General features: G+C 69.6%; 21 protein-coding genes. 8 read left to right on the top strand and 13 right to left on the bottom strand.

Annotation, left to right across the window (positions count from 1 at the left end):
- Together EA796_RS08845 and EA796_RS08840 are read left to right on the top strand one after the other, a co-directional pair.
- Positions 1 to 621: acetyl-CoA C-acyltransferase (locus EA796_RS08845; RefSeq protein ID WP_122108344.1), on the top strand; the 621-nt coding region annotated here is incomplete at its 5' end.
- A gap of 175 nt (positions 622 to 796) precedes the next feature.
- On the top strand, positions 797 to 2,140 hold the full coding sequence (locus tag EA796_RS08840) for a short-chain fatty acid transporter (protein WP_021443597.1): 1,344 nt from the start codon (positions 797 to 799) through the stop codon (positions 2,138 to 2,140).
- A gap of 35 nt (positions 2,141 to 2,175) precedes the next feature.
- Here the strand turns inward: EA796_RS08840 and EA796_RS08835 are convergent, their stop codons facing one another.
- The 9 genes from EA796_RS08835 to EA796_RS08795 form a co-directional block, all read right to left on the bottom strand.
- Positions 2,176 to 4,698: a LuxR C-terminal-related transcriptional regulator gene (locus EA796_RS08835; RefSeq protein ID WP_122108343.1), complete on the bottom strand. Its 2,523-nt coding sequence runs from the start codon at positions 4,696 to 4,698 to the stop codon at positions 2,176 to 2,178.
- 152 nt (positions 4,699 to 4,850) lie between these two features.
- Positions 4,851 to 6,221, bottom strand: a complete 1,371-nt coding sequence (locus tag EA796_RS08830; protein WP_122108342.1) for a DUF1329 domain-containing protein — start codon at positions 6,219 to 6,221, stop codon at positions 4,851 to 4,853.
- A 28-nt stretch (positions 6,222 to 6,249) separates the two neighbouring features.
- Complete coding sequence (locus EA796_RS08825; protein ID WP_031303149.1) at positions 6,250 to 8,016, bottom strand: DUF1302 domain-containing protein; 1,767 nt, start codon at positions 8,014 to 8,016, stop codon at positions 6,250 to 6,252.
- A gap of 212 nt (positions 8,017 to 8,228) precedes the next feature.
- Positions 8,229 to 9,386, bottom strand: a complete 1,158-nt coding sequence (locus EA796_RS08820) for a phosphatidylserine/phosphatidylglycerophosphate/cardiolipin synthase family protein (RefSeq protein ID WP_122108341.1) — start codon at positions 9,384 to 9,386, stop codon at positions 8,229 to 8,231.
- Complete coding sequence (locus tag EA796_RS08815) at positions 9,386 to 9,958, bottom strand: YceI family protein (RefSeq protein WP_122108340.1); 573 nt, start codon at positions 9,956 to 9,958, stop codon at positions 9,386 to 9,388. The genes EA796_RS08820 and EA796_RS08815 overlap by 1 nt, the downstream gene beginning before the upstream one ends.
- Before the next feature lie 143 nt (positions 9,959 to 10,101).
- The gene (locus EA796_RS08810) at positions 10,102 to 10,422 is read right to left on the bottom strand and encodes an amidase (RefSeq protein WP_122108339.1); all 321 of its coding nucleotides are present in this window, start codon (positions 10,420 to 10,422) and stop codon (positions 10,102 to 10,104) included.
- Positions 10,419 to 11,537, bottom strand: a complete 1,119-nt coding sequence (locus tag EA796_RS08805; RefSeq protein WP_122108338.1) for a serine hydrolase — start codon at positions 11,535 to 11,537, stop codon at positions 10,419 to 10,421. Before EA796_RS08805 ends, EA796_RS08810 begins: the two co-directional genes overlap by 4 nt.
- Before the next feature lie 168 nt (positions 11,538 to 11,705).
- Complete coding sequence (locus EA796_RS08800; protein ID WP_021445675.1) at positions 11,706 to 12,491, bottom strand: MBL fold metallo-hydrolase; 786 nt, start codon at positions 12,489 to 12,491, stop codon at positions 11,706 to 11,708.
- A gap of 66 nt (positions 12,492 to 12,557) precedes the next feature.
- A complete protein-coding gene (locus EA796_RS08795; protein ID WP_122108337.1) occupies positions 12,558 to 13,445 on the bottom strand; it encodes an acyl-CoA dehydrogenase in 888 nt (295 codons plus the stop codon).
- Positions 13,446 to 13,594: 149 nt separating this feature from the next.
- Between EA796_RS08795 and olsB the strand changes: the two genes are divergently transcribed.
- Both olsB and EA796_RS08785 read left to right on the top strand, forming a co-directional pair.
- Positions 13,595 to 14,338: an L-ornithine N(alpha)-acyltransferase gene (gene olsB, locus EA796_RS08790; protein WP_021444159.1), complete on the top strand. Its 744-nt coding sequence runs from the start codon at positions 13,595 to 13,597 to the stop codon at positions 14,336 to 14,338.
- A 178-nt stretch (positions 14,339 to 14,516) separates the two neighbouring features.
- Entirely contained in the window at positions 14,517 to 15,290 is a 774-nt protein-coding gene (locus tag EA796_RS08785) for a 1-acyl-sn-glycerol-3-phosphate acyltransferase (protein ID WP_122108336.1), read from the top strand.
- A 62-nt stretch (positions 15,291 to 15,352) separates the two neighbouring features.
- Here the strand turns inward: EA796_RS08785 and EA796_RS08780 are convergent, their stop codons facing one another.
- Positions 15,353 to 16,204 (bottom strand): universal stress protein, encoded by an 852-nt coding sequence (locus tag EA796_RS08780; RefSeq protein ID WP_122108355.1) that lies wholly within the window; start codon positions 16,202 to 16,204, stop codon positions 15,353 to 15,355.
- Between the two features lie 132 nt (positions 16,205 to 16,336).
- On the opposite strand from EA796_RS08780, the gene EA796_RS08775 reads away from it, so the two are divergent.
- Positions 16,337 to 19,051, top strand: coding sequence for a cation-transporting P-type ATPase (locus EA796_RS08775; protein ID WP_122108335.1), 2,715 nt, complete (start codon positions 16,337 to 16,339; stop codon positions 19,049 to 19,051).
- A 33-nt stretch (positions 19,052 to 19,084) separates the two neighbouring features.
- Here the strand turns inward: EA796_RS08775 and EA796_RS08770 are convergent, their stop codons facing one another.
- Positions 19,085 to 19,660 carry an ACP phosphodiesterase gene (locus tag EA796_RS08770; RefSeq protein ID WP_122108334.1) on the bottom strand — a complete coding sequence of 192 codons (576 nt, stop codon included), beginning with the start codon at positions 19,658 to 19,660 and terminating at the stop codon, positions 19,085 to 19,087.
- Positions 19,661 to 19,762: 102 nt separating this feature from the next.
- Between EA796_RS08770 and EA796_RS08765 the strand changes: the two genes are divergently transcribed.
- Positions 19,763 to 20,083 (top strand): helix-turn-helix transcriptional regulator, encoded by a 321-nt coding sequence (locus tag EA796_RS08765; protein ID WP_178082545.1) that lies wholly within the window; start codon positions 19,763 to 19,765, stop codon positions 20,081 to 20,083.
- A gap of 38 nt (positions 20,084 to 20,121) precedes the next feature.
- Positions 20,122 to 21,171: an alkene reductase gene (locus EA796_RS08760; RefSeq protein ID WP_122108332.1), complete on the top strand. Its 1,050-nt coding sequence runs from the start codon at positions 20,122 to 20,124 to the stop codon at positions 21,169 to 21,171.
- A gap of 125 nt (positions 21,172 to 21,296) precedes the next feature.
- Here EA796_RS08760 and EA796_RS08755 read toward each other — a convergent pair whose 3' ends face one another.
- On the bottom strand, positions 21,297 to 22,142 hold the full coding sequence (locus EA796_RS08755; protein WP_122108331.1) for an ATPase: 846 nt from the start codon (positions 22,140 to 22,142) through the stop codon (positions 21,297 to 21,299).
- A 343-nt stretch (positions 22,143 to 22,485) separates the two neighbouring features.
- On the opposite strand from EA796_RS08755, the gene EA796_RS08750 reads away from it, so the two are divergent.
- On the top strand, positions 22,486 to 22,776 hold the full coding sequence (locus tag EA796_RS08750) for a hypothetical protein (protein ID WP_122108330.1): 291 nt from the start codon (positions 22,486 to 22,488) through the stop codon (positions 22,774 to 22,776).
- Between the two features lie 103 nt (positions 22,777 to 22,879).
- On the opposite strand, the gene EA796_RS08745 is transcribed toward EA796_RS08750, so the two are convergent.
- A complete protein-coding gene (locus tag EA796_RS08745; protein ID WP_122108329.1) occupies positions 22,880 to 23,872 on the bottom strand; it encodes an NAD(P)-dependent oxidoreductase in 993 nt (330 codons plus the stop codon).
- Between the last annotated feature and the right edge of the window lie 35 nt (positions 23,873 to 23,907).

Genomic DNA, 23,907 nt, shown 5'->3' with positions numbered 1-23,907 from the left:
TGCACGGCCATCGAGACCGGTCGCTTCGATGCCGAGATCGCCCCGGTGCTGATCCCGCAGCGCAAGGGCGACCCCGTCGCTTTCGCTCGTGACGAGCAGCCGCGTGCCGGCACCACCGCCGAAGCCCTGGGCAAGCTCAAGCCGGCCTTCAAGAAGGACGGCAGCGTCACCGCCGGCAATGCCTCCAGCCTTAACGACGGCGCGGCCGCGGTGCTGCTGATGAGCGCCGAAAAAGCTCAGACCCTCGGCCTGCCGGTGCTGGCCAGAATCAAGGCCTACGCCAATGCCGGCGTCGACCCGGCGATCATGGGCATCGCCCCGGTCTCGGCCACCCGCCGCTGCCTGGACAAGGCCGGCTGGAACCTCGCCGAGCTGGACCTGATCGAAGCCAACGAAGCCTTCGCCGCCCAGGCCCTGGCGGTCGGCCAGGAGCTGGGCTGGGACGCGGCCAAGGTCAACGTCAACGGCGGCGCCATCGCCCTCGGCCATCCCATCGGCGCCTCGGGCTGCCGTGTGCTGGTGACCCTGCTGCACGAGATGATCCGCCGCGACGCGAAGAAGGGCCTGGCCACCCTGTGCATCGGCGGCGGCCAGGGCGTGGCGCTGGCCATCGAGCGCTAAGCCAAAGCCGTAGCTTGGGTCGAGGGGCGCAGCCCCGAAGCCCAACCAGGCAACGACGATAACCAGCTCGGCCTCGTGCCGGGCTTTGTCATTTCCACCCCAACCCCAGGCTCAGCCAACCTCGCATGCCTGGCCGTCAGCCCCACTTCACAACCATAAAAAAGAGGCGTCATCCATGTTCAACACTCTCACCCGCCTGAGCGTGAGTCTGGTACAGCGCTACCTACCCTCACCCTTCGTGTTCTCCGCGCTGTTGACCCTGGCCGTGCTGGTCGCCGGCATTTCCTCCACCGGCCAGTCGCTGCCGGCCATGGTGCAGCACTGGAGCAGCGGTTTCTGGACCCTGCTCGGTTTCGCCATGCAGATGGCGCTGATCTTCGTCACCGGCCACGCCCTGGCCAGCGCCCCGGTGGTCAACCGCCAGCTCGACCGCCTGGCCAGCCTGGCGCGCACGCCGGGCCAGGCCATCATCATGGTCACCCTGGTGGCGCTGCTCGGCTGCTGGATCAACTGGGGCTTCGGCCTGGTGATCGGCGCCGTGTTCGCCCGCGCCCTGGCGCGCCAGGTGCAAGGCGTGGACTACCCGCTGCTGGTGGCCTCGGCCTATTCCGGCTTCCTGGTCTGGCACGGCGGCCTGGCCGGCTCCATCCCGCTGTCCATGGCCACCGGCGGCCCGGATCTGGCGCGCATCACCGCCGGCGTGCTGAGCGAGCCGGTGAGCATCAGCGAGACCCTGTTCAGCCCGCTGAACCTGACCATCGTCATCCTGCTGTTCATCGGCCTGCCGCTGCTCAACCGTGCCATGCACCCGCGCCAGGACGCCAAGGTGGCCGATGCCGCCAAGCTGGTGGAATCCCACGCCCAACTGCCGGAGCGCGAAACCCCGGCGCAGCGCCTGGACGACAGCCGCATCCTCGGCCTGGCGTTGGTGGCCATGGCGGCGATCTACCTGTTCAACCACTTCGCCAGCAAGGGCTTCGTCCTCGGCCTCGACGTGGTGATCGCCATCTTCCTGTTCTGCGGTCTGCTGCTGCACGGCACCCCGGAGCGCTACATGCGCGCGGTGGACGAGAGCGTGCGCGGCATCGGCGGCATCGTCCTGCTGTTTCCCTTCTACGCCGGGATCATGGGCATGATGATGGGCGCCAACGCCGACGGCATCTCCCTCGGCCGGCAGATCACCGAGGCCTTCATCTCCTGGTCGTCGGCCGACACCTTCCCGCTGCTGGCCTTCCTCAGCGCCGGCGTGGTCAACGTCTTCGTGCCGTCCGGCGGCGGCCAGTGGGCGGTGCAGGGGCCGATCATGCTGCCGGCGGCGCAGGCCCTCGGCGTGTCGCCAACCGTCACCGCCATGGCGATCGCCTGGGGCGACGCCTGGACCAACATGATCCAGCCGTTCTGGGCCCTGCCGCTGCTCGGCATCGTCGGCCTCGGCGCGCGCGACATCATGGGCTACTGCCTGATCATGCTGCTGTATTCGGGCGTGGTGATCTGCGGCGCCTTCTACTTCCTCGGCTGACCGCCCTGCCCGCTCGCCGACGCGAGCGGGCCCTCTCAATCGCCCATCAAGCCCCAGGCCTTGGCCATCGCCACCGCCTGGGTGCGGCGCTGCACGCCGAGCTTGACGTTGATCCGCCGTGCATGGGTCTTGACCGTGTGCAGGGAGATGAACAGGCGGTCGGCGATCTCCTGGTTGGAACAGCCCTGGGCGATCAGCTGCAGCACCGCCAGCTCGCGGCCGCTCAAGGGGGCCTCCGCGGCGGCCGCCTCGCCCTCATTCGCAGCCGGCAACGGCAACTCGTCGGCGACGAACCACAGGCCCTGGTAGTTCAGACGCTGACGCAGGGCCTGCCCGGCCTGCCTGGCGCGAGTCGCCGTCGGGGCATCCGTGCAGGCCTCGGCATAGCTCAGCCAGAACTCGCAGGCCAGGGCCTGACGCCCCTCGGCCAGCGCCCGCTCGAGCAGCCCCTGCAGCGCCTCGCCAATGTCGCGGCCCTGGTCCCGATCGAGCAGCAGCAAGAGGTGATGCAGGCGCGGCAACAGGTCGGGAAAGTTGGGCGGCGGTAGCATGACCTGATGCCTGCGCCAGTGTTCGAGTACCCGGGTGAGCGCCTCGCGGGCGCGCTCGTGATGGCCCTGCCACGACCACAGGCGGCTGCTGACGAGCAACAGCACGCCCCGATAGAGCGAATCCGCCACCCCCTGGCGCTGCATCAGGCGCTCGGCCTCGGCCAGGCGGGCGAAGGCCGCCGCCAGGTCGCGCTGGCGCGCCGCCAGCTCGGCCAAGCCGAGGTAGCCATGGAAGGCGCCGGGATCGCCATGTTCCAGGGCAACCGCGAGGCCGGCGTGAAATTGTTCGCGGGCCTCCTCCGCACGGCCCAGGCGCAAGGCCAGACGCCCCAGGCGCAGAACAATCCGCCCGCACACCGGGGTGTTGCGCAACACCCCACCGTCCGGCTGCTCGAGCACCCGCCGCAGCAGCGCCTGGGCGCGGCCGAACTCGCCGCGGGCCTCCAGTAACAACGCATGATCGAGTTCCAGCAGCGCCTCGAACACCAGGCTGCCGCAGCGCCGCGCCTGCTTCAGCGCCTCGTAGCCCAGCAGCTGGGCATCCTCCAGGCGCCCCTCGCCGATGGCCATCTGGGTCAACACCGAACGGCACAGCAACGCCTGCGCCCAGGCCCCCTCCGGCAGCATGGCCAGCGCCTCGAGGACATGAGCGCGGGCCTCCTCGGCGCAGCCGCGGCCATAGGCGACGATACCGCGTATGGCCTGCCACTGGGCGAACAGCTCACGCAGCCGCTCGCCATCGGCACGCGGCTGAAAGCGCGCCAGCTGGTCGGCGCAGTTCTGCGCCTCGTCCAGGCGTCCCACCAGCAACAACGCCCAGGCATTGAGCAGGATCAGCCGCGGCGTACTGGCCAGCAGGTCCTCCGGCAGTTCGCCGCGCCAGCGCAGGATCAGCGCCAGCTCCTGCCCCTGCAGCAACTGTTCCTCGGTGAAGCGCTCGAGAAAGCTCGCCGCCACCTCCGGCTGTCCGCCGAGCAGCGCGTGCTCCACCGCCGGTCGCACCTCGCCGCGGGCGGCGAACCACTGGCTGGCGTGCAGGTGCAGGCTCTGGCTGCCGCCGCCGATGCGTCGCTGCAGCACCTGGGCCAGCGGCGGGAACAGCACGAACCAGTCGGCGGCGCCCTCCAGCGCCTCGATGAACAGGCCGCGGGCGCGCAATGCCTGCAACCAGGCGGCGCCCTCGCCCACCCCCAGCAGGTGCTCGCACAGCTCGGTGCAGAAGCGCGGCAGCTGCGCCAGTTGCAGCAGCGCCTGCAGCAGTTCGTCCGGCAGGCCGCGCAGCACCTCGTGCTCGACGTAGTCGCGCAGCAGTGCGCAGCCGGGCGCGGCAGCCCCCTCGCGCTCGCCCTGGACGGCGAGCAAGCGCAAGGCCGCCGGCCATCCCCAGGTCTGCGCCCGCAGCGCTTCTGCGCCGGCCACGCGGCGGCCATCGAACTGCGCCAGCCAGGCATCGACCTCGGCCAGGCTGAACGCCAGGTCGGCGCTACCCAGCTCGAACAGCTCGCCCTCGAGCAGCAGCCGGGGCAGGTTGCAGGCCGGGCGTCGGCGGCTGCCGAGCCACCAGTTCAGCCCCGGCGCGGCGGCCGCGAGCAGGCGGTCGAAACAGGCATCGAGTTCGGCGTCGGGCTCGCGCGGGTAATCGTCGAGCATGATCCACAGCGCGCGTGGCTCTTGCGCCAGCGCCGCCAGCAGCTGGGCCTCGGTGAAATCGGGCGGGTAGCCGAGGGCCACGGCCAGCTGTCGGCAGAATTCGCCCGCCGACCAGGCCTGGCCGGCGCAACCGAGCCACACCGGCAGGCGCCCGGCGGGACAGGCACGGGCGCAATCGGCGAGCAGCACCGACTTGCCGAAGCCGGCCGGCGCGATCAGCAGACGCAGGCGGCAATCCTGCTCGAGCAGGCGCTGGATCAACAGCTCGCGGCGAATGTGCCCCGGCGGCTGGCGCAGCGGCACGCCCTTGCCGCAGGACGGCACGACCAGGGGCGTGGAGGGAGCGTAAGCGGTCATAGCGGCTCTGAATTGTTCTTATGCGGGGACCGGCTGATTGCAGGCTAGTGCGCAATCCCCGCGGCCGACAGCTGTATCACCGGCCCTGATGAGGGCCAATAAAAAAGGCGGCCCGCAGGCCGCCCGAACATGGAGAGACGCTTGACCCGGACTCAACGCACCCCGGCGGTACGCAGCGCGGCGGGCGTGTAGTCGGCGCCGGTGGCCTTGAAGCCGAAGGCGTAGGCGGACTTCTCCTCGTTCTTCATACCCAGCGCCAGATAGCGACCGGCGATCAGGTCGTACAGGGCTTCCAGGGTGTAGCCCGGCACCTTGTGGTTGTAGTAGCTCTGCGCATGCCCCTCGGCTACCCGCCACAGCTGGCCGCGACCGTCGTAGTGGTCGACCAGCGCCAGCTGCCAGCTGTCCTCGTCGAAGTACATGTGGCGCTTGGCGTAGATGTGGCGCTCGCCGGACTTCAGCGTGGCCTCCACTTCCCAGACCCGGTGCAGCTCGTAGCGGGTCAGGTCCTGGTTGATATGCCCGGCCTTGAGCACGTCGTCGTACTTCAGCGTGGGCGAATCGAGCTTGTAGCTGTTGTAGGGGATGTACATCTCCTTCTTGCCCACCAGCTTCCAGTCGTAGCGATCCGGGGCGCCGGAGAACAGGTCGAAGTTGTCGGCGGTGCGCATCCCGTCGGCGGCAGTACCCGGGCCGTCGTAGGCGACCTGCGGGGCGCGGCGCACGCGGCGCTGACCGGCGTTGTAGAGCCAGGCCAGGCGCGGCTCCTTGACCTGGTCGATGGTCTCGTGGACCAGCAGCACGTTGCCCGCCAGGCGCGCCGGCGCGGTCACCCGCTGCTTGAAGTAGAGCAGGACGTTGCTCGCCTTGTCCGCATCGATGTCGGGCATGTCGGCGGGAAACGCCACCTCGTCCTCGAACCGCACCAGGCTGTAGGAACCGCCGGTCTGCGGAGTGGCCTGGGTGATCCAGCGCCGCACGTTGCCGCCGCGGTAGCGGGTGATGTGGTTCCACACCACCTCGATGCCATTCTTGGGGATCGGGAAGGCGTAGTAGCGGCTGTCGGCGAAGTTCTGCAGGCCGTTGCCGCCGTCCACCGCCGTGGTATGGAGGGCGCTGCGCTTGGCTGCGGCGTAGATCTCGTCGGGCACCGCGGCGCTGCGATGAGTCGGGTAGACCGGGATCTTGTAGCTGTCGGCGTAGCGCTTGAGCATCGCCAGCTGGCCGGCGGACAGCTTGTCGCGGTACTGCTCGGCATTGGCCGCGGTGATGGTGAACAGCGGTTGCTCGGCGGCGAACGGGTCGGCGAGGAAGCCCTTGCCGTCGACCGCGCCGGCGTTGCTCGGCAGGCCGCCGGTCCAGGCGGGGATGCTGCCGTCGGCGTTGCCGGCCATCTCCGCGCCGAGCGGGGTCAGGCTGGTGCCCAGTTGCGCAGCCTCCTGTTCGGAGACGGCGGCCATCACACCGGTCGCCAGCAGGGTCAGGGCCAGCGCTCCGCTTTGCAGGATTCTTGTAGTTTTCATCGGGTACGGATCCTTTGCGCGTGGTTGATCAGAAGTTCACACCGAAGCTCAGGGCCACGAAGTCGCGATCGGTGATGGTGTTGTACTCACCGCCGAAGAAATCGGTGTAGCTGAGGCTGGCGTTGTAGGTGTTCTGGTAGTCGGCGTTCAGGGCGATGCTGATGGCCTTGCTGCCCTCGTTGAAATTGGGCCCGTAGCCGTCGACGTCATGCGACCAGGCCACGCTTGGCGTCAGGTTGACCCCGGCGAAGACGTTGCTGTAGTCGGCGCTGGCGCGCAGGCGGTAGCCCCAGGAGGTGTCGGTGTGGAAGCCGTCGCCCTGGCATTCGTCCGGGTTGGCGGCGTTGAACGCGGCGCACACACCCGGCGCGCTGAACTCGCCGGCACCGTAGATCGGGTCGCGGCCGAAGCGCAGCTCGCTGGGGTCGTCCTTGATCCCGCCGATGTGGTTCCAGCCCACCTCGCCGAGCAGGGTCAGGCGGCTGGCGCCGAGCACCCGATCGATGAACTGCACCGCGGTGAGCTGTGCCTGGGTGAAGGGCTTGCGCTCGTAGCCGTGGAGATCGGCGCTGGCGACGTTCTGCGCGTGACCGCTCTCGAACACCGGGTTGAACGGCAGGCCGAGGGCGGCGAAGGACAGGTCGGTGGAGTTGATCTGCATCGGCATGTTCGGCCGGTAGCTGATCTCGCCGGACAGCGCGGTGCCGCCGACGTTGGTCTGGAAGCTCAGGCCGTAGAGGCGGATGTCCTCCGGGTACTCGATGAAGTAGCGCGCGTTCGGCGCACCGGGAATGAAGCTGACGAAGTTCGGCGTGGTGGTGCGGATGGTGCTGAACACCGGGTTGCGGCTGTGGTAATTCAGCGCGTAGAGGCCGAACTCGGTGTCGTTGAGCTGTTCGGCGAACCAGCGCAGGGCCAGGCCGTACTGGCCGCTGTCGCGCGCGTCGCGGTCCCCGGCGCGGGGAATGTAGGCGTTGTCGACGAAGGAGTTGGTCGACTCGCCCGGCGGCAGGTCCGGGCCGAACACCACGAGACGATCCTCGCAGCCGTCGGCGACCACGTCGGAGGTGGAGAAGAAGGTGCCGCAGTTGTCGACCACGGTCTGGTCCCACTCCAGCTGATAGAACACCTCGGCCGAGAAGTTGTCGCTCAGGCTCTGCGAGACGTAAAGCATGTTGACCGGAATCAGACCTTCCTTGATCTCGGCGCCGGGGCGGCGGAAGGCGGCGACGTCGATGGGGTTGATCGAGTTGATGCTGTTGCCGATAAAGGTGCTCTCGCCCCAGCTGACCACCTGCTTGCCGACCCGCACGCTGCCCGGCAGATCGCCGAGGCTGTAGTTGTGGTAGATGAAGGCGTCGAGGATTTCCGCACCTGAACTTTGCGCGGCGGTCTTGCGGTTGTGATCCTCGATGTCGTAGAACAGCCGGCTCTCGTCCTTGGTCTCGAAGTCGTACCAGTACTTGCCGCGGACGAACACACCGGTGTCGCCGTACTTCAGCTCGAGGTCGTGAATGCCCTTGAAGATCTTCGAGAAGGTCTCGCCCTTCTTGAAGTTCAGCCGGCCGTCGTCCGAGGTGCGCGAGGAGGCCTTGCCGCCACTGGCGACGGAGACGAAATCCGGGTCCGCGCCACGTACCGACCAGCTGGCGCCGACCGACAGCGAGCTGTCGAACTGGCCCTCGATCTCGCCGATATTGAAGGTGATGGCCTGCGCGGGGGCGGCGAATCCGACGGCGATGGCCAAGGCCAAGGTGTGCGGCTGGAAGATTCCGGGCCCTGTTGTTCTTGTCATGCGGGTCTCCTGAGGTTGGGGTGCGACTGCCCTGCACCCTACGCAGCGACCGACGCCCGGATAAGCGCACCAAGGAGGGATTTCATCTGTCGCCCGAAAGTATGAATGGCGCCCTGGCGCGGGCGGCGCGCGACCACCCTCAGGCTGCTGAATGACGGAACATCAGGCCAACGGGGAACTTTCCCAGGGGGCGGGCCGGTGTTGCGTGGCGTTCAGCGCCAGCGATCGAGCAGGTTGACCGCCAGGCGATCCAGCCAGCCCCACAGGCGCTGCTGCAGGCGCCCCCACCAGGGCCGCGCGCGCCACTCGTCGAGGGTGATCTCGGCGCTGGCGGCAAAGTCGGCGACGAAGCTGGCCGTCACCGCGGCGGTCAGCTCGGGGTCGAGCGCCTCGAGGTTCGCATCGAGGTTGAAGCGCAGGTTCCAGTGGTCGAAGTTGCACGAGCCGACGCTGACCCAGTCGTCCACCAGCACCATCTTCAGGTGCAGGAAACGCGGCTGGTACTCGAAGATGCGCACCCCGGCCTTGAGCAGGCGCGGGTAGTAGCGCTGGCCGGCGAAACGCACCGGCGGGTGGTCGGTGTGCCGGCCGGTCAGCAGCAGGCGCACCTCGACGCCGCTGGCCGCGGCCCGGCGCAACGCCCGGCGCACCTTCCAGGTCGGCAGGAAATAGGGCGTGGCCAGCCATACCCGATGCTTGGCCACGCGCAGCGCGCGCACCAGCGACTGCAGGATGTCGCGGTGCTGCGCCGCATCGGCGTAGGCCACCCGGCCCAGGCCCTGCCCCGCCGGCGGATTGCCCGGCAGCTTGCGCAACCCCGCCAGGCGCGGCGGACGCCAGGCGAAGCGCGCCAGGCAGGCCTGCCACTGGTACTCGAACAGCTGCTGCCAGTCGTGCACCAGCGGCCCTTCGATCTCCACCATGACCTCGTGCCAGGCGCTGTCGGCCTGCTCCGGCAGCCAGAACTGGTCGGTCGCGCCGGTGCCGCCGACATAGGCCAGGCGCCGGTCGACCAGCAGCAGCTTGCGGTGGTCGCGCTGGAAGTTGCGCAGGCCGCGGCGCCAGCGCAGCGGGTTGTACCAGCGCAGCTGCACTCCGGCCGCCTGCAGGCGCTGGCGCAGCGCCTGGCCCAGGCCGGCGGAGCCGAAGGCGTCGAACAGCCCGCGCACCGCCACGCCGCGCGCCGCCGCCCGACACAGCGCGGCGACCAGGCGCTCGCTGCACTGGCCGTCCTCGACCAGGTACAGCTCCAGCTCGACCTGGCGCTCGGCGGCGTCGATGGCGGCGAGCATGCGCGGGAAGAACTGCGGGCCGTCGAGCAGCAGGGCGAAGCGGTTGCCGCCGCGCCAGGGGAAGATCGCGCCGCGCATCAGCGAGCGGTGAAGATCAGCACCGCACCCACCGGCACCGACAGGCTGATGGCGGACAGGTCGGCCACCTTGCGCAGCGCCTCGATGCCGCTGGCCAGGCCGAAGTCCTCGGCGTGCAGCACCAGCGGCGCCAGGCTGACCACCTGGAAGCGGCGGTCGTCCAGGCGGGTGACCAGCAGCTCGGCCTCCAGCTGGCGCGCGCGCTCGTTGAGGGTCAGGGTCAGCGGCAGGCGCAGTTCCAGCTGCGCACCCGGCGCCAGGTCGGTGAGCTGCGCCAGGTTCACCTGCGCGGCGACCCGCGCCTCGGGCAGGCGCTCGGTGTCGAACAGCATGGCGCGCAGGCGCTCGTCGCGCAGCGGGATGCCGGTGCTCAGCGAGTCCAGCTCGATACGCAGGCGGGCGCGGCCGTCGGCGGCGATCTGGCCGTGCAGGGTGAGGAAGCGGTGCACCTCCGACAGGTTGCCGGAATGGGTGGAGATAAAGGACAGCCGCGAGGACTCGTTGTCCAGGTACCAATCGGCCTGGACGGGCAAGGCGGCAGCCAGCAACAGGGCAAACAGCGAACGACGCATGGGGACTCGGCAAACGGCATGACCAGGCGCAACGATAGTCGCCGCGGCCGGGCTTGCAAAGCCCGGCGCCCTGCTCCGGTGCCATTGGCTCAAGATCGTGGGGCTAGGCTCCCCCTCTCCCATTGCGGGGAGAGGGTTGCTGGCTAGTCGTTCGGCAACAGTTGGCAGCCCTGGCGCGCGCCCAGCCAGACGGCACTGTGGGTGCGGCCCAGGCCGCTGGCGGTCACCCGCTTGCCGGCCGTATCGTCGAGCAGACTGCCTATAGGCACGTACTGGGCGACGTAACCTTCGCAATAGGCCGCCGGATTGCCGCTGACGTAACGGCAGGAGCAGTACTCCTTGGCGGTGTAGGCGCCGATGATGTCGGGGAACGCCGCCAGGTGCGCGCGATTGGGCCAGGCCAGGGCGATCAGCACGATGACCAGCAACAGCAGCAGGGTAAGCCAGGGACGACGACGGATCATGGCTGCACCTCCTCGGCGAAGGCCGCACGCACGCGCTTGAGCAGTTCGTTATGACTGTAGCTGCCGTCGCGGTCGTCGGCGTAGCGCACCACCACCAGTTTCTCCTCGGGCAGCACGTACAGGCCCTGGCCCCAGTGGCCGAGGGCGGCCAGGGTACCGGCCGGCGCATCCGGCCAGGGCCGGGCGGCGCCGGGCAGTTCGGCGTTGAGCCACCAGTGGGCGCCGGGTACCGCGTCGCCGGGCTTGGCCGTCTGCGGCTGGTAGCCGGCGAACGGCGTGGCGACGAACTCGACCCAAGCCGGCGGCAGCAGCTGGCGCTCGCCCCAGCGGCCGCCGCGCTGCAGCAGCAGGCCGACGCGGGCCAGGTCGCGGGCGCTCATGTAGGCGTAGGACGAGGCGACGAAGGTGCCGGCGCCGTCACGCTCCCAGGTCGCGCTGGCGATGCCCAGCGGCTCGAACAGCGCGGTCCAGGGGTAGTCGGGGTAGGCCTCGGCGCCGACCATGCCCTTGAGCGCGGCGGCCAGCAGGTTGCTGTCGCCGCTGGAGTAGCGAAAGCGCACCCCCGGCGCGGCGTCGGCGGCATGCGCCGCGGCGAAGCCGGCCATATCGTCGCGACCGCGGGTGTAGAGCATGGCGATCACCGAGGACTTCAGCGGCGCGTATTCGTAGTCCTCCTGCCAGGCCAGGCCCGAGGCCCAGTTGAGCAGGTGACCGACCTTGACCTGCGGGTGCTCGGCCATCGCCGGGTAGTACTTGGCCACCGGCGCGTCCAGCTTGAAGCGGCCCTCGCCGTAGGCCACGCCGAGGGTGGTGGCGAGCAGGCTCTTGGCCATCGACCAAGTCAGGTGCGCGGTGTCGGCGCGGGTCGGCGCGGCGTAGCGTTCGTAGACGATCCGGCCGTCGCGTACCACCAGCAGCGCATCGCTGCGCACGCCCAGGCGCGTGGCGTCGTCGCGTGGCGGGAAGGCGTAGGCCTCCAGCGCGGCCAGCGCCGGGCTGTCGCTGTGGGGGACGGTTTGCCAGTCCGGCTGCGGCCAGGACTCGGCCCGGGCGATGCCGGCCAACAGGCTGAGGCCGAGCAGCAGGCTCATACGGCGAAGGGAAAAGGGGCTCATGGGCGGCCTCGCTAGGAAATCGAGGCGCACCCTAGCACGGAGCCGGTGACCGCTTGAAGCGCCGCACCGCCCATGCAGGCGGGCAAAGGTGGGTTGGCGCCGAGCGCAGCCCAACAGGGGCGCGCCGCGCTCCACCCGCCCCATCGCAGCCAAGCCACCGAGCGCGCCTCAGCTCGGCAGGCGATAGTCCTCCGGCCCCATCAGGTCGAGGCCGCATTCGAGGTTTTCGATCCAGTAGAGGAAGGCGCTGATCATCTCCGCACCGACGAAGGGCCGGCCGTGCTGCGGCACTATCATCGCCACGTCCATCTCGCGGACCATCGCCGCCCACAGCCGGCAGGCCTTGTTGCCGGCCATGTAGCGGCGGTGGAAGCCCTCCATGTTGGGTAGGTGATTGACGAAGTCGCGCACCGGGTTGGCGTCGTCCACCAGCGAGGCGCCCATGTCGCCGGAGAAGAGGATCTTGCTCACCGGGTCGTACAGCTGGAAGTTGCCCACCGAATGGAGGAAATGCGCCGGCACCGCCTTCAGCGTGCACTGGCCCAGCGCGATGCTCTGGCCGCGGTCGGGCAGCGCGATGATGCGATCGAAGGTGTTGATGCCGCGGCTCAGCGCCAGGTAGTTGGCGGTCAGGTGCGGCAGAAAGCGCGCCCACAGCTTGGAGCAGATCACCCGCGCCCGGGTGTGCAGCAGCCACTTGTCCAGCGAGGCGATGATGTCCGGGTCCTGGTGCGAGGCGAAGATGTAGGTCAGGTCCTGCACCGGGATGTGCTTGGACAGTTCCAGCGACAGCGGTGTGTAGGTCAGGTCGCCGCCCGGATCGAGCAGCAGGTACTGCTCATGGTCGGTGATCAGGAACTGGTTGGACTGCACGCCCTCGCCGCTGACCAGGTCATCGAACATCAGGCATTGGTGGCTGCCGTTATCGAACAGCACGATGGGCTCGCGGCGCATGGAAACCTCGTAGACGAAACGCGAGGCAACCTTAGGACCGCGCCCTGTGCGGCGTACTGATATGGATCAAGCCCGAGCGACAATCTGCCGCGCCTTCTCCAGGCGCTTGGCCCGCGCGCCTTCGGCGATCTGCAGCAGGCCCTGGTCGCGCTGCCACAACGCCGCCCAGGGCGCCGGGCCGGCGGCGAAGGCGGCGTCCAGCTCGGCCGCCAGCGCTCGCTGCTGGGCGAACAGGCCGGCCAGCAGCAGGTGCGTGGGCGCCGCGCTCGGGCACCGCCGGGCCACCTCGGCGCAGCCGGCCAGCTGCGCCAGCAGGCGCAACTGCAGGGCCTCGGGCCAGGCGCATTCCTGGCCGACGCCATGCAGCCAGGCGCACAGCGCGGCGAGCACGTGGACGTCCTCGATGCTGCGAAAGGGTTTCACGTAGTCGGCCCAGCCGTCGCCGGCCAGACGCTCGCACTGCGCCTGCTGCAGATGCAGGCGGGCGTGGCCGATATCCGGCATCAGCGGCAGTGCCGGCAGCGCCTCGATGCGCACCCCGGGCGCGCCCTGGCGCACCACGCCGAGCACCAGGCGCGGCGCCTCGCCCGGGCCGTCCTCGCGCGCCGCCACCAGCAGCCAGTCGGCGCACTCGGCGGCGGTGACGAAGTCCTTGCGCCCGTCGATATGCAGGCCGTCGATACGGGTGTGCATATCCGCCGGCCGCGTGCTACGCCCTTCGGTGACGCACAGCGCGCCGGCCGACCAGGGCGCCGCCGGCCACAGCACGCGCAGCGCCGCCTGGTAGCCGGCGAGAAAGGCCAGCCCCGGCGTCGCCGCCAGGCGCCCGCCGAGGGCCAGCTCGAACGGCTGCGGCGCCCCGCCCAGGCGTTGCAGCAGCCGGCCGTACCAGTCCTCCAGGCCCTGTTCGGCGCTCAGGCGGGCAGCGGGTTGCAGCAGGGTTGACCAGGGCATCGCGTATTCCCTCCAGGCAACGGCCGGCGGCCGTCACACAAGCATCAAAAAAGCTTCACGGTGGTGACACCGCGGCTACCTAGCCTGACTTTGCCCAACAAGATCGACCGGCTGCAAGTCCCGAAAGCCGGCGTTAAGGAGGCTCAGGCATGACCCAGACTGCACCCAACACCGCCCGCCGCCTGCAGGCCGAACGCCTGGTGGGTCCCGCCGCCCTGCGCGAGGCCCAGGCCCTGCGCTACCGGGTGTTCAGCGCCGAATTCGACGCCAAGCTCAACGGCGCCGAACTGGGCCTGGACATGGACGACTACGACATTCACTGCCGGCATATCGGTGTGCGTGATATGAACAGCGGCGAGCTGGTGGCCACCACCCGCCTGCTCGACCACCAGGCCGCCGCCGGCCTCGGCCGCTACTACAGCGAAGAGGAATTCAGCCTGCACGGCCTGGCCGGGCTGCAGGGCCCGGTGCTGGAGATCGGCCGCACCTGCGTCGATGGCGCCTACCGCAACGGCGCCACCATCGCCGTGCTCTGGGGCGAACTGGCCGAGGTGCTCAACGAGGGCGGCTACCGCTACCTGATGGGTTGCGCCAGCATCTCCATGCAGGACGGCGGCATCCAGGCCCAGGCCATCATGCAACGCCTGCGCGAACGCTACCTGTGCACCGAACACCTGCGCGCCGAACCCAGGCACCCGCTGCCGCAACTGGACGTACCGGGCAACGTCATCGCCGAGATGCCGCCGCTGCTCAAGGCCTACATGCGCCTGGGCGCGAAGATCTGCGGCGAACCCTGCTGGGACCGCGACTTCCAGGTCGCCGACGTGTTCATCCTGCTCAAGCGCGACGAGCTGTGCCCGCGCTATGCCCGCCACTTCAAGGCGGCCGTGTAGGTTGGGCTGAGCGCAGCGATGCCCAACGGGCGATGTGCGGCCACACGTCGGCGTTGCGCCGCCCCGCTCTCGTTGGGCTCCGTCGCTGCTCGACCCAACCTACAGCCAGACAGCCAGGCATCGCCAAACGCTCCTGTGCATGGATAATGCCGCCACTCATCCTTAAGCGGAGGCCCCGATGGCCCAACTGCGTCTGTCCCTGCGCCTGGCCCACCTGCTGCTGGTGATCGCCTGCGGCGCCCTGCTGGCCGGCGTGGTCAGCCTGTGCGAACGCCTGGTGCGCCACGACCTGATGGCCCTGCGCCAACGCCTGACCCGCTGGTTCCTCGCCCGCCTCAGCGGCGCCCTGCCGTTTCGCGTGCGCGTCGAAGGCGAGCTGCCCGCGCAGCCCATGCTATGGGTCGCCAACCACGTGTCCTGGACCGACATCCCGCTGCTCGGCGCGCTGCAGCCGATCTCCTTCCTGTCCAAGGCCGAGGTGCGCACCTGGCCGCTGGCCGGCTGGCTGGCGCACAAGGCCGGCACCCTGTTCATCCGCCGCGGCTCGGGCGACAGCAACCTAGTCGGCCAGCAGCTGGGGCGCCATCTGCAACGCGGCCGCCACCTGCTGATCTTCCCCGAGGGCACCACCACCGACGGCCAGGGCCTGCGCACCTTCCACGGCCGCCTGCTGGCGAGCGCGATCGACAGCGGCGTGCCGCTGCAACCGGTGGCCATCCGCTACCTGCGCGGCGGCCAGCCGTGCCCGGTGGCGCCCTTCGTCGGCGACGACGACATGCTCAGCCACCTGCTGCGCCTGCTGCGCAGCCAGGCCGGCGAGGTGCAGATCCAGTTGCTGGCGCCGATCGCCAGCGCCAGCGCCAGCCGCAACGATCTGGCGCGCCAGGCGCAGAGCCGCATCGCCGCCGCCCTGCAGCTGGACGCGCCGGCAGCCCAGCGCGAGGCCGCCTGAAGCCCACACCAGGCCGGCCACCCAGGAGCTGTGGGCGGCGCTGATTGCAGCACAGGCCTTTCTCAGGCCGACGGCGGCACGATCAGCGCATCGCAATCCACTTCGGCCAGCAGACGACTGGCCACGCTGCCCAGGACGAAACGCGCGAGTCCCTGGCGCGCATGGGTGCCGAGCACCAGCAGATCGGCGCCAGACTGCTGCAGAGCCTCGCCGATCACCCGCTCGGGAGAACCAAACGCGACATGCAGGCACTCAGCTGCCAGCTCCACCCCTTCCTCGCGAAGCTGGGCGACAGCCTGATCACGGGCGGCGCTGCGCTGATTCTCCAGCAACGCCGGGCCGAGCCCTGCCTCCGTCATCGTGCCGCTCGAAGGCAGCTCCAGGGCGCAGGCCGCGGCGAGATCCAGCGAGTCCAGCAACCCCAGTTCCCGTACCCGACGCAAGGCCTGCTGCGAAGTGCTGCTGGATAGATCCAGCGCCAGCAGCGCGCTACGGTACTCGTGCATCACCGGCCCATTGACCCGCAGCACCGGCAGATGGCTGCTGCGCACCAGCCGCTCGAGGGTGGTACCGGCGAAGAAATCGCGCAACATCGATTTGCGGTGCGCCCCCACCACCAGCAGGTCGGCCGCCAGCTCCTGTGCACTCGCCACCAGCAGCGAGGCCGGGTCGCCACTGTCGACCACCACTCGCGGCCGGCTGCCGGCCTGCTCGGCCAGACGCTCGGCCTGCGCCTGCAGCAGGGTCTCGGCCTGACGCACCTGATTCTGCACGAATACCGTCGGCGCATCGTCATCGACCGCATGCACCAGGCTCCAGTCCCCGCCGCCCTGACTTCGCACCAACTGCACGGCGCGCTGCATGGCATGTGCCGAGCGCTCGGAAAGGTCGGTCGCCACCAGTATCTTGTTCATCTCATCCTCCTCGGCAGGCATCTGGCCCGCTCCGTCGAGCGCCTGGACAGCCCCCCGATGCTTGATGCAGATCAGGCCAGGCGCGGAGAAACCGACTAAGGTCCTAGCGGGACATCGAACAGAGACACCCGAATGGACACTCGGCTCCCTGAACACTCTGACAACGCCTGGCACGAACTGACTCCACAACAAGCCCTGGAGGCCCAGCGCAGCTCGTCGAGCGGCCTGGAGCAGCGCGAGGCCAGCACTCGCCTGCAGCTGCACGGCCCCAACCGGCTGCCGCCGCCCAAGCGGCGCGGCCCGCTGCTGCGCCTGCTGTACCAGTTCCACAACGTGCTGCTGTACATGATGATGGCCGCCGCCCTGATCACCGCCCTACTCGGCCACTGGGTCGACACCGGGGTGATCCTCGCTGCGGTGCTGATCAACGTGGTGATCGGCTTTATCCAGGAAGGCAAGGCGGAAAACGCCCTCGACGCCATCCGCAACCTGCTGTCGCCGCACGCCTTGGTGCTGCGCGGCGGCGAGCGCCTGGAGATCGACGCCGAGCAGCTGGTGCCCGGCGATATCGTCCTGCTCGCCTCCGGCGACAAGGTGCCGGCCGACCTGCGCCTGCTCAGCGTGAAGAACCTGCTGGTGGAGGAAGCGGCGCTGACCGGCGAATCGCTGCCGGTGGAGAAATCCCTGGCCCGTTGCCAGGCCGATGCCGCCCTCGGCGACCGCCGCTGCATGGCCTATTCCGGCACCCTGGTGGCCAGCGGTCAGGCCAGCGGCCTGGTGGTGGCCACCGGCGCCGCCACCGAACTGGGCCGCATCGGCGCCATGCTGCAGCAGGTGCAGGCGATGACCACCCCGCTGCTGCGGCAGATCGAGCAGTTCAGCCGCTGGCTGGCGCTGGCCATCCTGATCTTCGCCCTGGCCACCTTCGCCCTCGGCACCTTCTGGCACGGCCAGGACCCGGCCGAGATGTTCATGATGGTGGTGGCGCTGACCGCCGCGGCCATCCCCGAGGGGCTGCCGGCGCTGATGACGGTGATTCTCGCCCTCGGCGTGCAGCGCATGGCCGGGCGCAACGCCATCGTGCGGCGTCTGCCGGCGGTGGAGACCCTGGGTTCGGTGACGCTGATCTGCTCGGACAAGACCGGCACCCTGACGCGCAACGAGATGACCGTGCAGCGCGTGGTCAGCGCCAGCCGCATCCTCGACGTCAGCGGCGTCGGCTATGCCCCGCAAGGCGCCTTCCACCTGGACGGCGCGTTGATGGAACCGGATGCCGCGCTGCTGGAGATCGCCCGCGCCGCCGCGCTGTGCAACGACGCCCAGCTGCAGCAGGACGCCGGCGGCACCTGGCGCCTGCAGGGCGACCCCACCGAGGGTGCGCTGCACACCCTGGCGCTCAAGGCCGGCCTGGACGCCGCCCCCCTGCACGCCCAGTTGCCGCGCAGCGACGCCATTCCCTTCGAGTCCGAACACCGTTTTATGGCCAGCCTGCATCACGATCATCGAGGCCACGGGACCATCTACCTCAAGGGCGCGCCGGAGCGGGTGCTGGAGATGTGCCGCGAGCAGCGCGGCGCCGACGGCGGCAGCCAGCCGCTGGACGCCGACTACTGGCGGCGCCAGGCCACCGACCTGGCCGCCCGCGGCCTGCGCCTGCTGGCCATCGCCAGCCGCCCGGCCGACGCCTCCCAGCGCAGCCTGAGTTTCGCCGACGTGGAAGGCGGCATGTGCCTGCTGGCGCTGGTCGGCATCATCGACCCGCCGCGCGAGGAAGCCATCGCCGCCGTCGCCGAATGCCAGCGCGCCGGCATCCGGGTCAAGATGATCACCGGCGACCACGCCGAGACCGCCCGTGCCATCGGCGCCCAGCTGGGCATCGGCGTCGGCCTGCCGGCGCTGACCGGCGCCGAACTGGAGCTGCTCGACGAGCGCCAGCTGCGCCAGGTGCTGCCCGGCGTCGAGGTGTTCGCCCGCGCCAGCCCCGAGCACAAGCTGCGCCTGGTGCAGGCCATGCAGGCCAGCGGCGAGGTGGTGGCGATGACCGGCGACGGGGTCAACGACGCCCCGGCGCTGAAACGCGCCGACGTCGGCGTGGCCATGGGCGACAAGGGCACCGAGGCGGCCAAGGAGGCGGCCGGGGTGGTGCTGGCCGACGACAACTTCGCCACCATCGCCGGTGCCGTGCGCGAGGGCCGGGCGATCTACGACAACCTGAAGAAGTTCATCCTCTTCGCCCTGCCCACCAACGGCGGCCAGGCGCTGATCGTGATCGCCGCCATCCTGTTCCAGCTGACCCTGCCGCTGACCCCGGCGCAGGTGCTGTGGATCAACATGGTCACCTCGGTGACCCTGGGCCTGGCGCTGGCCTTCGAGCCGGCCGAGGCCGGGCTGATGGACCGCCCGCCACGGGCGCCGAACGAGCCGCTGCTGTCGGGCTTTTTCGTCTGGCGCGTGCTGCTGGTGTCGCTGCTGATGGCCGGCGCCGGCATCGGCCTGTTCCTCTGGGAGCTGGACAACGGCACCGGGCTGGACAGCGCGCGGACCATGGCGCTGAACGCGGTGGTGATGTGCGAGGTGTTCTACCTGATCAACAGCCGGCGCATCTTCGCCTCGGTGCTCAGCCTCGACGGCCTGTTCGGCAGCCGCGCCGTGCTGCTGACCATCGCCGCCTGCCTGCTGCTGCAGGCGCTGTACACCTATGCCCCGCCGCTGCAGCGGCTGTTCCACTCCACCGCGCTGGATGCGGCGCAGTGGGCGCGGGTGGTGCTGGCCGGGCTGGCGCTGTTCGTCGTCGCCGAGCTGGAGAAATGGCTGATCCGCCGTTTGCGCCTGCAGCCGACGGGGTAACCTCGGTGCGCGTGGCGCACCGGGGCAATCGCCTCAACCCCGCTCGCCGCGGGCGAACGCCATCAGCTCGGGGTAGAAGGCGCGGAAATCCTCGCTCAGCGGCTGGTACAGGCGCTCCAGCTCGCCCAGGCTGCCGTCGAGCAGCTGCGGTCGCGACAGCCGCCGCTGCATGCCGGCGATCACCTGCTCCAGCACCGCGAACTCGCGGTAGCTGCCGAGCCAGTCCTGCGCCGCCATGCGCGGCGCGATCAGCGCCAGGCGCCCGGGCAGCTGGGGTTCGTCGGCCAGCACCCGGTACACCCGCGCGGTAAAGGCCTCCAGCGGCTGCTCGGCGTAGTCGGCCCAGTCGCGCGCCAGGCAGTGGTCGAAGAACAGATCCAGCAGCATGCCGGCCGTGCGCCGCCGCGCGGCGGGGAAGCGCGCCCGCGCACGCGCCTGCAGCGGGTGGCTGTCGGTGAAGGCGTCGATGCGCCGGTGCAGGCGGATGGCCGCCTCGATTTCCGCCGGCCACTGCCCGCCCAGCGGCCCCTTGACGAAATCGCCGTAGAGGCTGCCAAGCAGTTGCGGCGGGGCAGCGCCGCCGAGGTGCAGATGGGCCAGGTAGTTCATGCGCCGAGCTTAACCGGCCGCCTCGCAGAATCGAAGCCGTCGATAACGGCTATCGGCACAAACGATCTGTATATCGCCACAGACCGATATAAGGTTCGTCCCATGCCGATACAGCGAACCCACACCATGGACCTCGACGCCATCATCAAAGCCCTCGCCCACCCGATGCGGCGCGACATCCTGCACTGGCTGAAGGAGCCCGAGCGCCACTTCGCCGACCAGGAGCATCCGCTCGAGATCGGCGTGTGCGCCGGCAAGATCAACCAGCGCTGCGGGCTGTCGCAGTCCACCGTGTCGGCGCACCTGGCCACCCTGCAGCGCGCCGGTCTGGTGAGCAGCCGCAAGGTTGGCCAGTGGCACTTCTTCAAGCGCAACGAGGCGACCATCCAGGCCTTCGTCGAACGCCTCGGCCAGCAACTCTGAACATCCTTTTCCCAATCGCTCCCCACGGAGGATTCACCATGCCCACGCTCTTCGACCCGATCCAGATCGGCGACCTCGCCCTGAACAACCGCATCATCATGGCGCCGCTGACCCGCACCCGCGCCGACGAAGGCCGCGTGCCCAACGCGCTGATGGCCGAGTACTACGTACAGCGCGCCTCGGCCGGGCTGATCATCAGCGAGGCCACCGCGGTCACGCCGATGGGCGTCGGCTACCCGGACACCCCCGGCATCTGGTCGGAGGCGCAGATCCGCGGCTGGAGCAACGTGACCAAGGCGGTGCACGCCAACGGCGGCAAGATCGTCCTGCAGCTGTGGCACGTCGGGCGCATCTCCGACCCGATCTACCTGAACGGCGAGCTGCCGGTGGCGCCGAGCGCGATCAAGCCGGCCGGCCACGTCAGCCTGGTGCGCCCGATCAAGGAGTTCGTCACCCCGCGCGCGCTGGAAACCGAGGAAATCGCCGATATCGTCGAGGCCTACCGCCAGGGCGCGGAGAACGCCAAGGCCGCCGGTTTCGACGGCGTGGAGATCCACGGCGCCAACGGCTACCTGCTCGACCAGTTCCTGCAGAGCAGCACCAACCAGCGCACCGACCGCTACGGCGGCAGCCTGGAGAACCGCGCGCGTCTGCTGCTGGAAGTCACCGATGCCGCCATCGAGGTGTGGGGTGCCGGCCGCGTCGGCGTGCACCTGGCGCCGCGTGCCGACGCCCACGACATGGGCGATGCCAACCGCGCCGAGACCTTCACCTACGTCGCCCGCGAGCTGGGCAAGCGCGGCATCGCCTTTATCTGCGCCCGCGAGCAGGAAGCCGACGACAGCCTGTCGCCGAGCCTGAAGGAAGCCTTCGGCGGCGTCTTCATCGCCAACGAGCGTTTCACCAAGGATCAGGCCAACGCCTGGCTGGCCGAGGGCAAGGCCGATGCGGTGGCCTTCGGCATCCCCTTTATCGCCAACCCGGACCTGCCGGCCCGCCTGCAGCAGGACGCGCCGCTCAACGAACCGCAGCCGCAGACCTTCTACAGCGCCGGTCCGGTGGGCTACATCGACTATCCGCGGCTGTAAGCCCGGCAACGAAACGCGCCGCTGAAGCGCCTCCCGCGACACCCACAGCCTGTGGGAGGGGCTTCAGCCGCGAGCGTAAACGCACAAGCCCCGCATTGCGGGGCTTGTGCGTTTACCGCGGCGCCTCAGCGCGCGTCGAGCTGCTGCTGCAGGTTGATCACCTGGCTCTGCAGGGTGTTGATGTTGCGCGTCATCTGCGCGCGGAAGGCGTCGAACTCGGCGGTGTTGGGGCCGGCGCTGGCGGCCGGGCGGCTGTCCAGCTCGCTGCGCAGCACCAGCAGGTCCTGTTCCAGGCGCTGGATGGCCTGGGCCGGGTTGCCCTGCTGCTTCAGCGTGTCGATCTCGCCGCTCAGGCTCTTGATCCGGCCATCGAGCTTGGCCAGTTCGGCCTGCGCCGCCTTGGCCTCGCCCTGCGCGCTCTTCAGCGCGGCCTGCTCGCTGCTCAGCGCCTGCAGGCGCTTGTCGAACGCGGCGCTGGCGCCGAGGCCGCTTTTCAGCTCGCTGCCCAGCTGCTCGAGGCGCTTGTCCAGCGCGGCCTGCGCGCTGGCGGCCTGTTGCTGCTGCTTGCCCAGCTCGGCGAGGCGATTCTCCAGCTGCTTGACCTGCAGCTTGAGCGCCTCACTGCCGCTGGTGACGTTCGATTCGGTGGCCACCACCTTGCCGGAGATGTCCTGGATGCGCCCGGCGGCCTCCTCGCTGATGCGCGCGAAGCTTTCCTGGGTCGCCACCAGGCGCTGCTCCATCAGGCCGATCTGCTGCAGGCTCCACCAGCCGAGGCCGCCCAGGGCGATGCTCAGCGCGCCGACCAGCGCCCACAGCGGGCCGGTGCTGGCGCCTTTGCCCGCCGCCGGGCCGGCCGGCGCGCGCTGCTGGCGCGGGGCCGGCTCGTCCTGGAGCTCGGCGAATTCCTCGCGGCGCCCGGGCGTCAGGCTGGGCAGGTGATCGAGCTCGTCGTGGGCATCGTTGCGCATGGTCGGACCTTTGTCTGGAACGGGGTAAACGAAAGTGCCGCGCAGTATACCGATTCGCCGATGGCCGATCAGCGCCGCGCCAAGCAGGTGCGCGGCGCACCGACGAAGGGCGCGACAGCCTCATCGACCCGCCGCCAGCCCCGTGGTTCCGCGTTTTTTGAACTGGTACGCAGATTGCTCAGGATCATTCGAGTTCAGCGACGGGCGGCCTTGGAGCCGCTCGTGCTCCGCGGCGCGGCGCCGCGGGCGATGGGCAGCCGGGCGAGGGAATACGCCCGGCCCGGTCACACAGGCGTCAGGACGAGGCCAGGGGTGACCCTTCAACCAACCTGGGGGAAGCGGCATGGAACTGAACAAAGCGCTATTGGACTGCATGCAAGCCTTGCGTCGCCGGCTGCGCGACGAACTGGCCCTGGATATCCGCCTGAGCCAGAGCGATGCGGTGATCGCCATGCTCAGCGGCTGCCTGCAGTCGAGCGACGAAGAAACCCGTCGGCTCGGCCAGCGCCTGGCCGAACTCGCCGATCAACGCCCGCCGACGCCCGCCGCCAAGCCGGTGGCCAGCGTGGCGCTGCCACAGGCGGCGGCCAGCGGCTCGGTGCGCATCTATCGCGGCCAGCGCGTCTATGCCTGAGTGGCTGGCAGGCGACACTCCGCCAGGCCGTGCCGCATCGGCCGTGCTCAAGGCCGTTCGCGGCCGAAGCCGCTGCTACAGGACGACCTGCGACCGCGCTTGATCAGGCGCGTGACTGCACCTGCCACCAGGTGCAGAACTCGTCCAGCGCATCCCACAGGCTGGCCCTGGGCTCATAGTCGAGGTACTGCCGCGCGCGGTCGATATTCAGCGAGAAATCCCTGGCCATCACCGCCACGCCGAGGCGGAACAGGCTCGGCTCCGGGCGCCCCGGCAGCAGCTTGCACACGCCCTCGTTGAGGCAGGCGGCGGCGTAGGCCAGCGGGTAAGGCACATGACGGGTCACCGGCGGCAGCTCCAGACGGCGCAGCACGTAATTGACCACGTCCCACAGCGGCACCGGCGCGCCGTTGCTGATGTTGTACACCTGCCCCAACGCCGGGCCGGCGGCCAGCAGGGCGCTGAGCAGGGCGTCGTTGAGGTTGTGCACATTGGTGAAGTCGACCTTGTTCAGGCCGTTGCCGATGATCGCCAGGCGGCCCTTGCGCTGCATGCCGATCAGCCGCGGGAAGATGCTGGTGTCGCCGGCGCCGGTGACGAAACGCGGGCGCAGGGCGATCACCTCGAGGCCGAACTCCTGGGCGGCGAACACCTGCTGCTCGGCCAGATACTTGGTCTTGCCGTAGTGATCGGAGAAGCGTTTGGGCACCTGCTCCTCGCGCAGATCGACATGAGATTTTCCATCGAAATAGATCGACGGCGACGACAGGTGCACCAGGCGCCGCACCTTCTGCTTCAGGCCGGCCTCGATGACGTTCTCGGTGACCGTCACGTTGGCCTGGTGGAAATGCGCGTAGTCGCCCCACACCCCCACCGCGCCGGCGCAGTGCACCACCGCCTCGACGTCGCGGCACAGCGCCAGGGCCAGATCGGCGTCGCCGAGATCGCCCTGGACGAACTCCGCGCCGCGTTTGATCAGGTGCTGCACGCCCTCGGCGCGGCGGCCGGTGACCCGCACCGCCAGGCCCTGTTCGAGCGCGAAGCGGGCGAAACGCCCGCCGATGAATCCGCTCGCGCCGGTGACCAGAATCTTCATCGCCACTCCCCCGTGGTGCTGCCGTTTGCCGCACT

This window comes from Pseudomonas sp. AOB-7 (assembly GCF_003696305.1).
In the GTDB taxonomy this organism is placed as follows: domain Bacteria; phylum Pseudomonadota; class Gammaproteobacteria; order Pseudomonadales; family Pseudomonadaceae; genus Aquipseudomonas.
Note: the sequence above shows the minus strand (reverse complement) of the source record. Positions and strands in the feature narration are given on the sequence as shown.

Excerpts from the sequence above, each read along its gene's own strand:
- EA796_RS08840 (WP_021443597.1), top strand. The coding sequence starts at position 797 with ATGTTCAACACTCTCACCCGCCTGAGCGTGAGTCTGGTACAGCGCTAC.
- EA796_RS08835 (WP_122108343.1), bottom strand. The coding sequence starts at position 4,698 with ATGACCGCTTACGCTCCCTCCACGCCCCTGGTCGTGCCGTCCTGCGGC.
- EA796_RS08830 (WP_122108342.1), bottom strand. The coding sequence starts at position 6,221 with ATGAAAACTACAAGAATCCTGCAAAGCGGAGCGCTGGCCCTGACCCTG.
- EA796_RS08825 (WP_031303149.1), bottom strand. The coding sequence starts at position 8,016 with ATGACAAGAACAACAGGGCCCGGAATCTTCCAGCCGCACACCTTGGCC.
- EA796_RS08820 (WP_122108341.1), bottom strand. The coding sequence starts at position 9,386 with ATGCGCGGCGCGATCTTCCCCTGGCGCGGCGGCAACCGCTTCGCCCTG.
- EA796_RS08815 (WP_122108340.1), bottom strand. The coding sequence starts at position 9,958 with ATGCGTCGTTCGCTGTTTGCCCTGTTGCTGGCTGCCGCCTTGCCCGTC.
- EA796_RS08810 (WP_122108339.1), bottom strand. The coding sequence starts at position 10,422 with ATGATCCGTCGTCGTCCCTGGCTTACCCTGCTGCTGTTGCTGGTCATC.
- EA796_RS08805 (WP_122108338.1), bottom strand. The coding sequence starts at position 11,537 with ATGAGCCCCTTTTCCCTTCGCCGTATGAGCCTGCTGCTCGGCCTCAGC.
- EA796_RS08800 (WP_021445675.1), bottom strand. The coding sequence starts at position 12,491 with ATGCGCCGCGAGCCCATCGTGCTGTTCGATAACGGCAGCCACCAATGC.
- EA796_RS08795 (WP_122108337.1), bottom strand. The coding sequence starts at position 13,445 with ATGCCCTGGTCAACCCTGCTGCAACCCGCTGCCCGCCTGAGCGCCGAA.
- olsB (WP_021444159.1), top strand. The coding sequence starts at position 13,595 with ATGACCCAGACTGCACCCAACACCGCCCGCCGCCTGCAGGCCGAACGC.
- EA796_RS08785 (WP_122108336.1), top strand. The coding sequence starts at position 14,517 with ATGGCCCAACTGCGTCTGTCCCTGCGCCTGGCCCACCTGCTGCTGGTG.
- EA796_RS08780 (WP_122108355.1), bottom strand. The coding sequence starts at position 16,204 with ATGAACAAGATACTGGTGGCGACCGACCTTTCCGAGCGCTCGGCACAT.
- EA796_RS08775 (WP_122108335.1), top strand. The coding sequence starts at position 16,337 with ATGGACACTCGGCTCCCTGAACACTCTGACAACGCCTGGCACGAACTG.
- EA796_RS08770 (WP_122108334.1), bottom strand. The coding sequence starts at position 19,660 with ATGAACTACCTGGCCCATCTGCACCTCGGCGGCGCTGCCCCGCCGCAA.
- EA796_RS08765 (WP_178082545.1), top strand. The coding sequence starts at position 19,763 with ATGCCGATACAGCGAACCCACACCATGGACCTCGACGCCATCATCAAA.
- EA796_RS08760 (WP_122108332.1), top strand. The coding sequence starts at position 20,122 with ATGCCCACGCTCTTCGACCCGATCCAGATCGGCGACCTCGCCCTGAAC.
- EA796_RS08755 (WP_122108331.1), bottom strand. The coding sequence starts at position 22,142 with ATGCGCAACGATGCCCACGACGAGCTCGATCACCTGCCCAGCCTGACG.
- EA796_RS08750 (WP_122108330.1), top strand. The coding sequence starts at position 22,486 with ATGGAACTGAACAAAGCGCTATTGGACTGCATGCAAGCCTTGCGTCGC.
- EA796_RS08745 (WP_122108329.1), bottom strand. The coding sequence starts at position 23,872 with ATGAAGATTCTGGTCACCGGCGCGAGCGGATTCATCGGCGGGCGTTTC.